At 57.7% G+C, this 15,654-nt stretch carries 13 protein-coding genes; 4 read left to right on the forward strand and 9 right to left on the reverse strand.

Annotated elements, in window-relative coordinates; all coding sequences use genetic code 11:
• Positions 1-53: 53 nt before the first annotated feature.
• Positions 54-1,202 (reverse strand): ribosomal protein S18-alanine N-acetyltransferase, encoded by a 1,149-nt coding sequence (gene rimI / locus QCD60_RS07990; protein WP_279784042.1) that lies wholly within the window; start codon positions 1,200-1,202, stop codon positions 54-56.
• A 206-nt stretch (positions 1,203-1,408) separates the two neighbouring features.
• Between rimI and QCD60_RS07995 the strand changes: the two genes are divergently transcribed.
• Entirely contained in the window at positions 1,409-2,899 is a 1,491-nt protein-coding gene (locus tag QCD60_RS07995) for a RimK family protein (protein WP_279784044.1), read from the forward strand.
• Positions 2,900-3,023: 124 nt separating this feature from the next.
• Complete coding sequence (locus QCD60_RS08000) at positions 3,024-3,761, forward strand: HNH endonuclease signature motif containing protein (protein ID WP_279784046.1); 738 nt, start codon at positions 3,024-3,026, stop codon at positions 3,759-3,761.
• Positions 3,762-3,854: 93 nt separating this feature from the next.
• Here the strand turns inward: QCD60_RS08000 and QCD60_RS08005 are convergent, their stop codons facing one another.
• The 3 genes from QCD60_RS08005 to QCD60_RS08015 form a co-directional block, all read right to left on the reverse strand.
• Positions 3,855-4,466: a hypothetical protein gene (locus QCD60_RS08005; protein ID WP_279784048.1), complete on the reverse strand. Its 612-nt coding sequence runs from the start codon at positions 4,464-4,466 to the stop codon at positions 3,855-3,857.
• Complete coding sequence (locus tag QCD60_RS08010) at positions 4,463-5,098, reverse strand: hypothetical protein (protein ID WP_279784050.1); 636 nt, start codon at positions 5,096-5,098, stop codon at positions 4,463-4,465. Before QCD60_RS08010 ends, QCD60_RS08005 begins: the two co-directional genes overlap by 4 nt.
• Before the next feature lie 181 nt (positions 5,099-5,279).
• Positions 5,280-5,708, reverse strand: coding sequence for a DMT family protein (locus tag QCD60_RS08015; RefSeq protein ID WP_347950184.1), 429 nt, complete (start codon positions 5,706-5,708; stop codon positions 5,280-5,282).
• Between the two features lie 327 nt (positions 5,709-6,035).
• On the opposite strand from QCD60_RS08015, the gene QCD60_RS08020 reads away from it, so the two are divergent.
• Together QCD60_RS08020 and QCD60_RS08025 are read left to right on the forward strand one after the other, a co-directional pair.
• Positions 6,036-7,556 carry a TrkH family potassium uptake protein gene (locus tag QCD60_RS08020; RefSeq protein WP_279784052.1) on the forward strand — a complete coding sequence of 507 codons (1,521 nt, stop codon included), beginning with the start codon at positions 6,036-6,038 and terminating at the stop codon, positions 7,554-7,556.
• A gap of 153 nt (positions 7,557-7,709) precedes the next feature.
• On the forward strand, positions 7,710-9,005 hold the full coding sequence (locus QCD60_RS08025) for a nitrate regulatory protein (protein WP_279784054.1): 1,296 nt from the start codon (positions 7,710-7,712) through the stop codon (positions 9,003-9,005).
• An 84-nt stretch (positions 9,006-9,089) separates the two neighbouring features.
• On the opposite strand, the gene QCD60_RS08030 is transcribed toward QCD60_RS08025, so the two are convergent.
• The 5 genes from QCD60_RS08030 to QCD60_RS08050 all read right to left on the reverse strand — a co-directional run bounded on the left by QCD60_RS08030 (position 9,090) and on the right by QCD60_RS08050 (position 15,653).
• Positions 9,090-10,004, reverse strand: a complete 915-nt coding sequence (locus QCD60_RS08030; protein ID WP_279784056.1) for a glutaminase — start codon at positions 10,002-10,004, stop codon at positions 9,090-9,092.
• A gap of 123 nt (positions 10,005-10,127) precedes the next feature.
• A complete protein-coding gene (locus QCD60_RS08035; RefSeq protein ID WP_279784058.1) occupies positions 10,128-12,119 on the reverse strand; it encodes a methyl-accepting chemotaxis protein in 1,992 nt (663 codons plus the stop codon).
• Between the two features lie 284 nt (positions 12,120-12,403).
• Complete coding sequence (locus tag QCD60_RS08040; protein WP_279784060.1) at positions 12,404-13,855, reverse strand: ATP-binding cassette domain-containing protein; 1,452 nt, start codon at positions 13,853-13,855, stop codon at positions 12,404-12,406.
• Complete coding sequence (locus QCD60_RS08045) at positions 13,852-14,703, reverse strand: ABC transporter permease subunit (RefSeq protein ID WP_279784062.1); 852 nt, start codon at positions 14,701-14,703, stop codon at positions 13,852-13,854. Before QCD60_RS08045 ends, QCD60_RS08040 begins: the two co-directional genes overlap by 4 nt.
• The gene (locus QCD60_RS08050; protein WP_279784064.1) at positions 14,700-15,653 is read right to left on the reverse strand and encodes an ABC transporter permease; all 954 of its coding nucleotides are present in this window, start codon (positions 15,651-15,653) and stop codon (positions 14,700-14,702) included. Before QCD60_RS08050 ends, QCD60_RS08045 begins: the two co-directional genes overlap by 4 nt.
• Between the last annotated feature and the right edge of the window lies 1 nt (position 15,654).

The following is a 15,654-nucleotide window of genomic DNA, read 5'->3' on the forward strand; positions in this document are numbered from 1 at the left end:
GCACAAAAAACAACCAGCCCTAAATCACGACACATATCCACCTTAAGGTAACCTTACACCGTCTGTTCCTGATCAAAATCATGCTCTATAGCGACCTTTGTGTTACGCACCAGCACCATCGCCTGCAGCTGTTGCCTGCCAAACTGTGCCATCCGCAGGAAGTTCTTGCGCAGAATGGGCACATGGACGTTATCAGTGCTGGACTTATCTTTCTCCCACTCTATGTCCGGATCATGAATATAGAAAAAATGATCATCGGCGCCGGACAGCACCACCCAGTGCGGCGCCTTGCTGCGGGAAATGCGGTAACTGGAGATCAGAATCAGCGGAATCCAGCCCTGCACCAGCAACTGCTCCAGCATCGAGCTGTTGAGGCCTTCGTCGTGAATGGCAATCTGTTCCTGCTGCAGCTGTGCCAGAAAATCCTCGTGCACCAGATGGATAACTTCCTTCTTACCCTCATTGCGCACGCCATCGATAAAGGGCACACCCAGACTGCTGACATGCAGTCGCACCTCAAAGCCGCGCCGGTGCGCCGCCAGCGCCAGCCCGTGAGGGCTGCAACCGCCGTGGCCCGAGGTCATAAAGATGGTGGTGGCCTCACGCCATAACTGCAGCTCCAGTCGCCGGTTCAGTTCCAGACGGCCATTCAACGCTTTCATCGCCATCATCAGACAGGCCGGGCCGCAGGTGAATTCTGTGGTCTGGGCGTAGAACGGCACCGGCGGCAGGCGCGCGTGCCTGGGATAAAGCAGCCGCTTCTCGAAGCGCAACGCATCCGCGTGGTCCTCGTAGTAATCATGCAGCAACTGGAACTGGCGATAGCCCAGCTGGCGATAAAGTCGAATGGCAGCGTGATTATCGGGCCGTACTTCGAGGCGCAGATGACTGCAGTGACGCTCCAGCGCCGCCTGTTCGGTCGCCCGCAGCAACACCTCGCCCAGCCCCCGGCCCCGATACTGCGGTGACACCGCCAGCGAATACAGCCGGCACAGGCTGGTGCCCTGACGGCACAGCAACAGGCTGTAGCCCGCCAGATGGCCATCGGTTTCGGCAATCAGCAACAGATCATGTTCGTTCTGCAGAAACCGCCGGAAAGATCGCCGCGACAGGCGATCACCCGCAAATCCGGCGTTTTCCAGCTCGATCAGGGCTTCCAGGTCACGCAGACCTGCCGGACGCAAATGCCAGGGCGCCGTCATAGAGACTCCTTTCTTGTTGTCAGAGGAGCGCACGGATGACCTGTAACTCAGCCTCATCCTGTTACGTCCCCGTGATATATCACTCTATGTGGAAGCTTGGTCACGACTTGTTGGCTTTGCAAGCGGCTGACGCTAATAGCACAACACCGCTCCATTCACTTCAGGGCAGCGAACTACCGATGTTCGTCGCCACGCCAGGAAAGGCCATGAGCAAACTGATTATTCTGGTCGACGACCGCGCCGACTGGGCTGCCTACTACCCCACCGATGATCTGATGACTGCCCAGCAATACCTGACCGCCAGCCAGCATCTGGAAGGCAAACCGATGCAGGTCATCAACCTCTGCCGCAGCTTCAAATACCTCGGCTCCGGCTACTACTGCTCATTGCTGGCCGAAGCCCGCGGCCATCGGGTGATTCCCAGTGTGCGCACCCTCAATGACCTCAGCCACAAGAGTATCTACAGCCTCGATACCGCCGACCTCGACAGCCTGATCAACAAGGTACTGCCCAAAGGTATCGAGATCGCCAAAGCCGATATCCTGATTTTCTTCGGCAAAACCCACGAACCGGCGCTGGCCGATCTGGCCCGCCAGCTGTTTGAGCTGTTTCCCTGCCCGATCCTCAAGGCCAGCTTCCGTAAGGAGGGAGAAGGCAAAGGCAGCCACTGGCGGCTGAGTAAAATCCGCCCGGTCGCGCTGCAGCAGCTGCAGGATAGCGATGAAGACCGCTTCGCCGAAGCGCTGGACCGCTTCTCACGCCGGATCTGGCGCAAACCCCGTGCCCGCCGCAGTGCCCGTTACGATCTGGCGATACTCTACGATCCGCAGGAGAAGATGCCGCCTTCCGATGCCACTGCCCTGAAGCTGTTTATCAGTGAAGGCAAGAAGCTGGGGCTGGAGGTGGAGCTGATCGAAAAGCGCCACTACGCCCGGCTGGCCGAATACGATGCGCTGTTTATCCGCGAGACAACCGCCATCAACCACCATACCTATCGCTTTGCCAAAAAGGCCGAGAGTGAAGGCATGGTAGTGTTCGATGACCCCAACTCCATCCTCAAATGCACCAACAAGGTCTATCTGGAAGATCTGCTGCGCACCCATCGTATTCCCACCCCGAAAACCGTGGTGGTCAATCGTGATCAGGCTGATCTGCTCAGCGAACTGGAGCAGCGGCTGGGCTACCCCATGGTGCTGAAAATTCCCGATGGGGCGTTTTCCCGTGGGGTGTTCAAGGTCAAGGACCGCAACGAGCTGGACACCAGCCTGCAGCAGCTGTTTGAGCAGTCCTACCTGATTCTGGTGCAGGAGTTTCTCTACACCGATTACGACTGGCGCATCGGCATTCTCAACAACAAGGTGATTTTTGCCTGTCAGTATTTCATGAGCCAGGGCCACTGGCAGATTTACCATCATCACGAAGGCGGTGAAGCAGAAAGCGGTGGCTTTGAAACCATGCCCGCCTCCAAGGTGCCCAAGCAGGTGCTGAAAGTCGCCCTCAAGGCAGCCGGGCTGATCGGTGATGGTCTCTATGGCGTCGACCTGAAGCAGCGCGGCGATGAGGTATTCGTTATTGAAGTCAACGACAATCCCAGCATCGACTCAGAGGTAGAGGACGCTTATCTCGGCGAAGAGTTGTATCGGGTGATTCTGGAGGAGTTTGTACGTCGGCTGGAGAAAAAGCGGTTAAGGCTATAGCGCGTGAGCAGCATATCTCTAGTCAGAGATCTTGAGCAGAGATAGCGACCTTCTATACTGGATTGACAGAAAAGAAGAAACATACAAACCGTTGAAAAGTCATTCAAAAAACTATGGAAAGAACATGAAAGTAATAGCGACCGTTGAACCTAAAGGTGATTCCCATGTATTTTCATTCAAAGAACAAAAATCAAACTTCAAGAGCCTCCTACCAGAAGTAAATGAAGAAATCATTGTCATATTTAATAATTTAGAAATCCACACGACTGTTGGAGATAGACAATATAGACTTAACGCACCAAAAAAATGCAAGATAAACGGAAAGGAAATAAAAAAACTTAGCTATCCAGAGCTAATAAAAACACTTAATCTTTCATCAAATCAGACGGTAAATTTTGAAATAGCAAACAAAGGAAATTTAATTTCACTTGTAGCTATAGACCAAACTGAAAATCTTCTTTTTATGGAAAATGGAAACACTATAAAAACAATTGATGAGAAAATTTCTAGAGATATTATGTCTCGTAGAGGACAAGCACTATTTCGTCACAGACTTCTTGAACGATATAGTTATTCATGCGCTATATCTGACTGTAAAACAATATATGCACTAGAAGCTGCACATATCACTCCACACTCAGAGGAGCAGTCATACCATGAAGGAAATGGATTATTACTTCGAGCAGACATACATACGCTATTTGACATGCATCTAATTTCTATCAATCCAGCTACCGGAAAAGTCGTGGTTAGCAACGCGTGTTGCCAACAATATAATAAATATAAAGATAAGCCAATAAGTCCGATGCCTGATAAGGAATACATTGAAAAACATTTCAAAATATTTGAGGAAAACAATTAACCATAACCATATTAAGAGAAATAACACCCCAAATATTTCACGTAAAAATTAGGCTTGATATAAAATCAAGCCTAATCTTATTAAGATTATCACCTATTTTCGACCAGCATAATCATCCATACGCCAGATAAAATAGTCTACATCCAGAGGAACATTAGACCTCACTTGGAACGCAACAAAGGCTTTTATAGTCTCAGGATAGTTAATTGGTTTTAGCTCATAAATGTTGTCAGGCATCAACCCACTTTTAATACTAAAAGCACCGCTGGGCCAAGCCTGCGATCCAATTAATTTCAAGGGGACATTCTCTTTATTGTCACCTATCAGCTCTATATCTGGCTCAATAAGTTCCCCATCACTTAACTTTCTTATTCCGAAACCACCATATTTTTCTTCTGACAGGGGATTATCTGTCCTAAAATCGGGTGTATTTTTTATATGCCATATCAAACTACTGGTATAAATCTTGGGATCAAGACCAATAAGAATGTTCTGATTTTCTTGCCTGTTAATTGTCATAGGCCTAGAAAATTTAAAGACTTGCCATTGATCTGCTATATGAACAGGTCCAACCAAGCCCTGATCTTCCGGTTGGCTATCAGCAGAACCTGGTAATGAAGAAGGATAATCAGAACTAGCCTGCCCACAAGCAGAGACAGCAGCCAGAAATAAAAAGGCCAGTGCAGTGTGAAATATCTTGGTCACTTTGCCCCCTCCAAACGGCCAACAAAATAGAGTTGATGCACATTTAAGACACTCCCCGGGCCAATCGTCGCAGCAGGGCGGTCACTAAGGGGAATACCCGCAATCTGAAATGCCCGAAATACTAACTCACTGCACATAAAGCTGGCATCTTCCCCCATCGGACTATTGGAAGCGTCATTGATGTCCTTCAAGGTAACAATTGCCCCTACGGTGCTATAGCGCAGAAAGCTTGTATTCGCACCGGGCTGAAGGCCAACACGGGCAGCACTTACATTGTCATAGGCTTTTCCCTCTTGAGACGCTGCCCAGCTCGTCGCCAAAGACAATTGAGCTGCTGTTGCCGTTTTGTGCCGAAAAACACCTGCAAATGAATAGTGACCTCTTATTAATTTGTGATACAGCGTATCCGTTTGAACCCCAGGTTTTGGCATCGCATCGACTGAACGGCCATTACCGATATAGAGAATGAGATGACTAAAAGGGGACGCGGTAGTGGCACGAATCATCCTTGAACCACCCGTTTGGGAGCGCACAGCAATAACATCACCCAAACGAAGTTCGCCAAGAGTAAGCCAACTTGCCGTGTTATTTACCTGCTCTGCTGTGGGCTGGGTATTAGGGTACATGGCCATGTGAAGCATCCTTATTGTGAGTCGTTTAAACACAACGATCGGCTCAGCAACATGGCATAGAAGGATATGAGGTAACGCACTGCCAAAGGGCTACATCCTTGTCGTTACAGTCTCATCCATACTGAGACAATCGAAGAGGTGTTGTTATAACAAACACAGTCTAAATCGATCAAGCTGCCATTCACCCCAGTTTGGAGCGAAAGATAAAGAATACGGCACCGAGAATGCACAACCCGGCCCAGAGATAATCGAGGGTCAGTTTTTCTTTCAGATAGAACACGGAGAAAGGCACAAACACCATCAGGGTGATCACTTCCTGCATGATTTTCAGCTGACCCACACTCATCACCGAATGGCCGATACGGTTGGCGGGCACCTGGAACATGTATTCAAACAGAGCAATCCCCCAGCTCAGCAGCGCGGCGATCAGCCACGGCTTCTGCGCCAGATTCTTCAGGTGGGCATACCAGGCAAAGGTCATAAATACGTTGCTGCACACCAGCAGCAGGCCAGTCATCCAGTAGGGATTCAATTGAGGCTCCAGAGCAAAGGGTGTGAGGATTCCGCAGGACAGCGCGCCGAACAGCCGGGCAATTCGCAAATTTTTCACTTTCCAGCGGCGGAGCTGATTATACTGCTGCCAATACGGCGTGGAACAAGCCCTGCCCCTGCTACCAGCCAGACTGGCAGTAGCACAGGCAATAACGGCTTTTCCCGCCAGTACTCTGCAAATACCTGCCCGTTCACCGACTGACAGCGGCGTTTGTGGAACAGCTAGATCGCGATGTTCAGAGTGCGGCCGATTTTCTACTCACACTTGGTAGCCGACTGCAGATGCACTGCAGAGAATAGGGATAAAAAATGTACGACACCAGGTGGAAATACCCCTTATGCGGCCCAGCGCTACCCTGCTAACCCAACAATGAAACCCTAAGCCATGGATCAGAACTCCTACTCCTACACGGAGTCCTATGGACCGGAACGCCCCCTGACCAAGACCCTGTCACGTCTGCGTGCCCTCGGCTTCGTACTTGGTGCCATTACCTGCTTCCTGTCACTGTTTATGCTGCCGCCCTGGCTGCTGCTGATCTTCGAGGGCGACAGCGACCGCGGCGCCTTTGCCCTGTCCTTTATCCTTGCCCTCGGCAGTGGCCTGACCATGCTTGGTCTTGGCTACGGAGCCCGTATGCACCTGCGTGCCCGCCATCTGTTCCTGCTGACGGTACTGAGCTGGCTGGTGCTGAGCTTCTTCGGCGCCCTGCCCTTCATGTTCTCGCGCCTGCATCTGTCACTGACCGACGCCATCTTCGAGACCGTTTCCGGCATCACCACCACCGGCTCCACGGTGCTGTCCAATCTGCCTACCCTGTCGCACGGCATGCTGCTGTGGCGCGGCCTGCTGCAGTGGATGGGGGGGATCGGGATCATCGTCATGGCGATGGCGATTCTGCCGTTCCTGCGGGTCGGCGGGATGAAACTGTTCCAGACCGAATCCTCCGACCGCTCCGATAATCACCTGCCCAATGCCCGTGCCCTGGCGGCCAGCATCGGCAAGGTGTACGGCAGCATTACCCTGCTCTGCCTGCTGACCTTCTGGATCGGCGGCATGCGCTTCTTCGATGCACTGGTGCATGCACTGGCGACCGTATCCACCGGCGGCTTCGGCAACTACGACGACTCCTTTGCCCACTTCACCCAGCCGTTCCTGGCCTGGGCGGGCTCCTTCTTCATGCTGCTGTCGGCCCTGCCGCTGGCACTCTACGGACGCATCTTCAAGCGCACCAACAAGCCGATCTGGCAGGACGATCAGGTCAAGGGCCTGCTGCGCTTCCTGCTGTTTGTGATTGTCATTCTGGCGGTATGGCTGAAGCTGCAGCCGGCCTATGCCTACATGAGCTGGGAAGAGGCGTTCCGCTACACCACCTTCAACGTCATTTCAGTGGTCACCACCACCGGTTTTGCCTATACCGACTACACCCAGTGGGGTGCGTTCGCGGTGCTGACCTTCTTCTTCCTGACCTTTATGGGCGGCTGCTCCGGCTCCACCAGCGGCGGCATCAAGATGTTCCGCTTCCAGCTCTGCACCCGCGCCCTGATGGGCCAGCTGCATCAGCTGCTGCACCCTCGTGCCATCCGTGAGCAGCGCTATAACGGCAGAACGGTGAGTGATGAAGTACTGCGCGCCATTATCGCCTTTGCCTTCTTCTACTGCCTGACCGTGGCCCTGATCGGTCTGGCGCTGACCACCATGGGACTGGACGTACTGACCAGCCTCAGCGGCGCCGCCACCGCGGTATCCAACGTGGGCCCCGGCATCGGTGACATCATCGGCCCGGCAGGTAACTTTGCCAGCCTGCCTGACGGTGCCAAATGGCTGCTGGCCTTCGGCATGCTGATGGGCCGTCTGGAAATCCTCACCGTGCTGGTGCTGCTGATCCCCAACGCCTGGCGCTGGTAAACCGGCATCTGTTCCGGTGGCAGGATCAGCGCGACGCCGTCGATCCTGCCGCACTTTTCTTCTGCCCCTGCCCTGACACCCGCTCCCCTCTGCTCTGGACTGTATCTTGCAGCAGCTGTGCTACCGATAGCTGCGATGACACCAAGAAACACCATGGCTGAACGAAATATGCCTGCCGCGCTGCGCTTTATGCTGGCAGCACGACGCTGTGACCTGCAGGGGCTGGAGGAGCTGGTCCACACCTGCAAACTGGTTTCCAATATCGCCCAGCTGGTGCATGCCCTGCAGAAGGAAAGGGGCTACTCCAATATCTATCTGGGCCGCAACGCCACCCACTACCGCACCGAGCTGGATCAGTTCAGCGAGGAAGGCGACGCGCAGGAGCGTATCGTCCGCAGCGGCTTTGAGCTGATGGATCTGGATGCCGTCGGCTCAGCAGAACGGGGGCGTCTGTATATCCGCATCGCCCATGTGCTCTACAGCCTGGAGTCGCTGGGCAGTCTGCGCCGCCGTATCCGCGACCATCAGATCAGCGCCCGCGACGCCACTGCCGCCTTTACCCAGCTGATTGGGGGCCTGCTGGCCGTGGTGTTTGAAGCCGCTGACAGCGCCGCCGATCCGGAGATCACCCGCTCGCTGGTGGCACTGTTCAACTTTATGCAGGGCAAAGAGCTGGCCGGACAGGAGCGCGCGACCGGCGTCGCGGGGTTTGCTCAAGGCTATTTCGATGACGAACACAAGCAGCGCATGCAGAGCCTGATCGACAATCAGGAGCGCAGCTTTGAGGTGTTTCTGCGTTATGCCTCGGACGATGCCAAGGCACGCTGGCAGGTCATTTGCACCAATGAGGTGCAGACCCAGACCGAGGGCTTCCGCAAGATTGCCGCCAATACCCACCCCGCCGCCAGTGTCGACACCGGCCTCTGTGAATTCTGGTTTGAAATGCAGACCCAGCGCATCAATGCCATGCAGGCACTGGAGCAATACCTGACGCAGCAGCTGCAGGAGCAGTGCAAGAACAGCATCAGGGAGATCCGCGATGAGGTCAGCAGCCACCGCCGCCTGCTCGGCCAGCTGGCTGAACAGCATCTGCCGCTGGAACAGGCGCGGCTGTTCAGTCTGCAGGCTGGCGACATCACCCCGCAGCCGCAGGATGTGATGCCGACGCAGGTATCGCGCTCCATCCTCGATCTGCTGCAACTGCAGACCCGCCAGCTGCAGCAGGCCAATGATGAACTCACCGAAGCCCGTGCCAGCCTTAACGAACGCAAGCTGATCGACCGCGCCAAGCATCTGCTGATGAGCGAATCCGGCCTCAGTGAAAACGAAGCTCACGCCAAAATGCAGCGTTCGGCGATGGATGGCGGGGTGCGGATGGTGGATGTGGCACAACGGCTGATTGCCGCCGCCGAACGGGTAAAGAACGGCCCCCGTACCACACGGGCCTGACCCTGTACCGACAAACAACAAGGGCAGCCACCGCTGCCCTTGTATGCACTCCTGCTCATACCATCTCAGTACGCGCTGGCGCTCTCAGAATACCGAGATACCGGTCAGCGTGGTAAAGCGCTCCAGCGCCTCGACCCCGGCCATGGAGTTCCCTTTGGCATCCAGTGCCGGGCTCCATACCGCAATACTCATCAGGTTGGGGATAATCGCCAGAATGCCGCCACCGACACCACTCTTGCCGGGCAGGCCGACGCGGAAGGCAAAATCGCCTGCCGCATCATAGGTGCCGCAGGTCAGCATCAGGGCGTTGACTTCCTTGGCCTGACTGCGGGTCAGGAAGCGGTCGGAGCAGCGTGGCGACTTGCCATGACCGGCCAGCAGCAGCCCGGCACGGGCCAGATCACGACAGCTCATGGCAATGGAACAGTGCTCGAAGTAAGTGCGCAGCACGCGGTCGACCGAGCTGTGGATATTGCCGCAGCTTTTCATGAAGTGGGTCAGCGCCGCATTGCGGTCACGGTGCTCCCACTCCGAATCAGCCACTTCCAGATCCACATGAATAGCGGGGTTAGCGGTCGCTTCACGCAGCCAGGCCAGCAGCTCAATGGTCGGATCGACGCTGCAGCCCAGCAGCCAGTCGGTGACCACCAGCGCGCCGGCGTTGATAAAGGGGTTACGCGGGATACCGTTCTCGTACTCCAGCTGCACCAGCGAGTTGAAAGCGTTGCCGGACGGCTCCTTGCCGACCCGCTCCCACACCTGCGAGCCCAGCCGGTTGAGCGCCAGTACCAGACTGAACACCTTGGACACACTCTGGATGGAGAACGGCTCGTCGGCGTCGCCGATGACATACTCACGGCCATCCATCAGGCACAGCGACATACCGAACTTGTCGCCCGGTATCTGTGCCAGTGCAGGGATATAGTCGGCCACCTTGCCCTTGCCGACATAAGGCTTCACAGCATGGAAGATTTCTTCCAGAAGTTCGGGATATTCCATCTCTTATCGTTATCTCAGTTGACGGTTTGACAGCCCGCCCGGCTCTGTCGGCCAGGTCGGGCGCTTATCAAAACACGCATAGAGAGGAATGCCTAGCCACAGCAGGAAAATCTCATCCCGGCTTTACTTCAGCGCATTCAGCCGGCGGGCGATGGCATCGATCTGCTCACTCATGCTGCTGAGCTGGCTGGAGTCATCAGCGTTGCCGCTGGTCAGTTCGCGCAGGCGGCTGACGAACTGGCTGAGGCTGTCGGAGACCTTCTGCTGCTCGCTGGCGGCCACCGAAATCTGCGTGGCCTGATGGGTAATATCGCCAAACGCCTCCACCACATGACGCAGATGCGCCGCGGTGGACTCGACCTTGCCCATGGCGTTATCGGTCTCGCTGCGGCCCTGCTCCATGGATGCCACCGACTCTTTCGAGGCGGTCTGCAGGCGGCCCAGTACCTGCTCGATCTCGATGGCCGAGCTTTCGCTCTTGGCCGCCAGATTACGCACCTCGTCAGCCACCACCGCAAAACCGCGACCGGACTCCCCGGCACGCGCTGCTTCAATGGCCGCATTGAGAGCCAGCAGGTTGGTCTGCTCGGAGATACCCCGAATCACATTCAGCATGCCATGGGCCTGTCGGCTGTCTTCGTCGAGCTTGATGATGTTGTTCTGCGCCGCGGTCATGACCTCGGTCAGCACCCGCATGGTGGCGATAACCGCTTCCATTTCGCGGCCGCTGGTCAGGACATCCTGATGGATACGCTCGACGGTTGAGCGGGTCTCGGCGGCATAGTTCGCCACATCCTGCGCGGTCGCGCCGAACTCTTCGGTCGCTGCTGCCAGCGTATGGTTCTCGTCACTGAGGCTGGAGGCCTTACCGAGGAAGTCACGGCTGAAGTGCTTGAGGCTCTCGGCATCACGCAGCAGATAGGCCGATTCTTCGTAAATCTTCTCCAGCAGCTGCTTGAGCTTGTAGCCGTAAGCGTTGACCGACTGGCGCAGCAGGCCCAGCTCATTGAGCTTGCCGACACTCAGCTCCTGTGAGTGCGACCCTTCCACCAGCTCATTGATCTGCCCGGTGGTCTGATTGACCCCGGCCAGAATGCGGTTGAAGAACAGCACCGCCAGCATGCCGACCAGCACCAGCAGCACACCCACTGCCAGCATCAGGAAACGCCCCATGCTGCTGGCAATATCCGTCATGCGGGTTTCAGGCACCACCAGCCCCAGTGTCCAGCCGGTATCGGGCTGCCTGATCAGGCTGACGTAGGCATCACCGTCGAGCACGCCGTCATCCGGCAGAGCCATGTTGCGCTGGCCCTGCAGCGTGGTCGCGGCCTGCATCACCGCGGCCAGCCAGGGCTGCTGGGCACTCAGCTCCTTGCCCGACATCATCGAGTTGTCCGCCTTGACCACATTGGCCACCTGTTTGGGGAAGCTGATCATCTGGCCACTGGCATCAATGGCAAACATATAGCCGCCATTCTCGTCGCCAATGCGTTGCAGCAGCGCGGTGATGCCGTCCAGCATCATGTCGACGGTGGCCACGCCGGTGAACTTGCCGTCCTTCTGCATCGGTACGGTACAGGTGATCATCGGCGTCTTGGTAAAGGGGTCCACGTAGGCATCCGACCAGCTGCAGTGATTGGCCTTGCCACTCTTGCCGACCTGATACCAGCTTTCGTTGTGGTAACCGCTGCCCTTGGGATCGTTATAGTCGTCCAGATAGTCCATGCCACTGGCCGAGCGTCCCCAGAAGAAGCTGCGTCGCTCCACGCCCGCGGTAAAAGCACCGGGCTCAGGCCAGATGCCGCCACCGGCAATGCTCTTGTCACCGTGATTATCAATCACCGCCGGGAAGACCTGCTTGAACAGTGCCTCATCGCGGGGCAGTGAGTTGCCCTCCAGCGCCAGTGTGCTGGCCAGCAACTGAATTTTCTCCAGTCTGGCGCTGAATAACTCGCTCAGACTGGCCTGACTCAGAGTGAGCTGATGCTGCCGCTCGTTGATCAGGTCAGGTTTGACCTTTACTTCCACTACCGCCCAGATCACCAGCATGGCCAGCACAATAATGGCGGCCAGGGTCAGTGTGATCTGATGGCGAATCATCAGCATGGGCTTCATCTACGGCTCTCCTTCTGCAGACGGGGAAAAGAGGCGGACAGGGGGCGCACGACAGGCACCGCTGCCCCGCTCATCAGCACCAGACCTGTTTCAGACTAGTCCAGAATGTCGGGATGCACTGCCAATGAGGGCTATTGGCCGGGCATTTGGCGTGATCGTTGATATAAGGCAAATATCACGCCACACCACACCCGGCACACGGAGCCAGCGCTGAAGCACGGAGGTCATCCTGAAGAAAGAGATGTGGGCAATAACCGGGAGAGTCGCCATTGCCCACAGCGGTGTTATGCCGTTACTCGATGCGCCTCCAGACTGACCACCTGATCGGCCATCCGTGCGACCAGTGCCTGATCATGGCTGACCAGCACCAGTGCCAGCCCGTCGTCGTCACACAGCTGACGCAATAACTGCATCACCTGCTGCTGGCTGATCGGGTCCAGACGTGAGGTGGCCTCATCCGCCAGCAGGAGTCGGGGCTTGAGCAGCAGCGCCCGGGCCAGGGCCATACGCTGCAGCTCACCGCCGGAAATGGCCACAGGCAGACGCTGCAGCAGGGAAGGATGCAACCCCAGTCGCTCCAGCAACACCGCCAGCGCCTTGTCACTGCAACCGTGACGGCGCTGCAGGTCGGCAAAACCCTGCGCCAGAGTGAGATGAGGGGCAAAAGCCGACGGCGGATCCTGATAGAGCTTTTGCAGCTGCAATGACGTCAGCCCCGACGCACGAATCACCTGACCCTGATCCGCAGGCAGCAAGCCCAGCAGAATATTGCCCAGCGTGGTTTTGCCGCAGCCGCTGGGGCCGGTGATGGCGGTGATCTGCCCCGGTTGCAGGCGCAGATGCAGCCCACTGAACAGGCAGCGGCCACCCATGTATTTGCTCAGCCCGCGCCCCTCCAGCAACTGCCCACCAGCATCAGTCCATGACGATTGACGAAGCGGCCAGCGGCTCGGGTCAGCCTGCAGCAGACGGCGGCTGTAGTCATGGCGCGGCTGCTGTAGCAGCTGTTGCGCCTGCGTCACTTCCAGCAGCTCTCCGCCACGCATCACGCCGATCATTCCGCCCAGCTGCTGTGCCAGCTGCAGGTCGTGGGTGATGGTCAGCAGCAGTCGCTGCCCTGCCGCCTCACGCAGCAGCTGTTGCGCCACGCTGTCGCGCAGTACTTCGTCCAATCCCTTGGTCGGCTCATCGGCCAGCAAGACCTGACCGCCCGCCGCATCCGCCATGGCAATGGCGACCCGCTGGCACATACCGCCAGACAGCTGGAACGGATAACGCTCCGCCACCGGCGGCTGCGATGCAACCGCGTCATGCAGCGCCACCTCCTGCAAGTTATCCAGCGCCTGCAGACGTGCCTGCGCCGCGCTCAGGCCGCGCACCTGCTGATGGACTTCCTGCACCTGCTGGCGCACGGTCATGGTCGGGTCCAGCGCCAGCCAGGGTTCCTGCGGCAACAGCGCCAGCGTTCGCCCCCACAGCGCCTGCCGCTGCGCTGTCGGCAAACGCAGCAGCTCCTGTGCCGGCTGGCCCGGCAGCTGCAGCCAGATCTGGCCGTGAGCCTGCAACCCGTCGGGCAGGCTGCCCATAATGGCGTGCATCACCAGCGACTTACCGGAGCCGGATTCGCCCAGCAGGGTCAGCGGTGTTCCGGCCGTCAGAGTCAGACTGATATCCCGCACCAGCAGGGTCAGTCCGGCACGGATGGAGAGATGTTCGATACGCAGTGACAGGCTCATGGTTTGCGCCCTCCGCTGATCAGTTGCAGCGCCAGCACCAGCAGAAAAATCAGCAGCGATGGCAGCAGCACCAGTGCCGGTGCCTCCGCGTAATAGGGCAGCAATTCGACGATCATGCTGCCCAGCTCCGCCGTCGGTGGCCGGACCCCGACACTGATGGCACTGAGGGTGGAAATACCGATGATGGCGGTACTCATGGCAAAGCTGCCGAGGGTCAGCAGCGTCGGTGCCAGCGCCGGTAACAACAGACGGCGCAGGATGTAACCGGGGCCGAAACCGAGCATGCGGGTGGCTTCGATATAGGGTTGCTGCAGGATCACCGCACTGCGGGCGCGGCTGATGCGGAAAAACTCCACCCACAATGCCAGTGCCAGGCCCAGACACAGCGGGACAAAGTGACCGGGCGCGAAAGCGATCACCAGCAGTACCAGCAGCAGGCCGGGCAGCGCCATGATCATATCGGCCAGTGCCACCAGCGCCTTCTCCAGCCAGCCACCGCGCCAGGCCGCTACGATACCGAGCAGAACGCCGGGCACCACGGCCATCAGCGTTGTCAGCAGCGCCAGCAGAAACGACAGCTGCGCCCCATGCGCCAGCCGCGCCAGCATACTGCGACCGTACGGATCGCTCCCCAGCAGGTAGTCGCCCCAGAGCGGCGCCAGCGCGTTGAGCAGATCCTGCCGGTCCGGGTCAGTGCTGATCAGCAGCGGGCCCAGCAGGGCAAAACCGCTCAATATCAGCAGCAACATCCAGCCCAGTTGCTGTGCCCATCGGCTCGGCTGCGGCCTGGCTGCCTGCGCCAGTGCGGCGTGGATATCCGTTGTGGATGACGTTATTGCAGAGTTCATCGTTGTCCTCCCTGACGGGGATCGATCCAGCGGCAGGCGGCATCAATCAGCAGATTGATCAGTACAAACAGCAACCCCAGCGTCAGCACCGTGCCCTGCACCATGGGCACATCGCGGGCGATGATGGCGTGCACCATGGCATGGCCGATGCCGGGATAGGCGAAGATCGACTCGACCACCACCACGCCTTCGATCAGATACACCGCCTGCACACCGAGATAGGCCACCACCGGAATGGCCGCATTGCGCAGGCCGTGGCGCTGTATCAGCGTCAGCCCGCGCAGCCCCTTGTGACGGGCAAAGGTGAAATAGGCTGACTGCTGCACCTCCGCCATGGCATCGCGGCTGACCCGGCAGGACAGCGCCGCCAGCCCCAGTGCCAGCGTCAGCGAGGGCAGCAGCAGGTGCAGCCAGCTGCCAAAGCCAGCAGGTGGCAACCAGCCAAGCTGGATACTGAACAGCCACATCAGCAGCAGCCCCAGCACAAAGGGCGGCAGCGCCCGCACGCCAATGGCCAGCGCCTGACTGCCACGATCCAGCCAGCCCCCGGCACGGGCACCGGCGACAATGCCAAGGGGAATCCCCAGCAATGACAGCAGCAGACTGGCCAGCGCCAGCCACAGCGAATGGCCCAGCTGCACCCGCAGCTCCTCAGCAATCGGGCGGCCCGTCACCAGCGAGTGGCCCAGATCGAACTGCGCCAGCTGCCACAGCGCCCGCCCGTATTGCTGCAGTAACGGCTGCTCCAGCCCCAGCTCCTGCCGTACCGCTTCTGCTGCCTGCAGGCTCATGGCATCAGGACCATAGCGTCCGGCGGCGATACGCATGGCCGGGTCACCGGGCAGGCTGTGCATCAGGGCAAAACACAGGGAACCGACCAGCAGGCTGACCAGCAGCGCCTGCACGGCGCGACCCAGCAGCACCTTGCCCCAGAGTGAAGACCTCTGCATG

Source organism: Pokkaliibacter sp. MBI-7, assembly GCF_029846635.1.
Lineage (GTDB): Bacteria > Pseudomonadota > Gammaproteobacteria > Pseudomonadales > Balneatricaceae > Pokkaliibacter.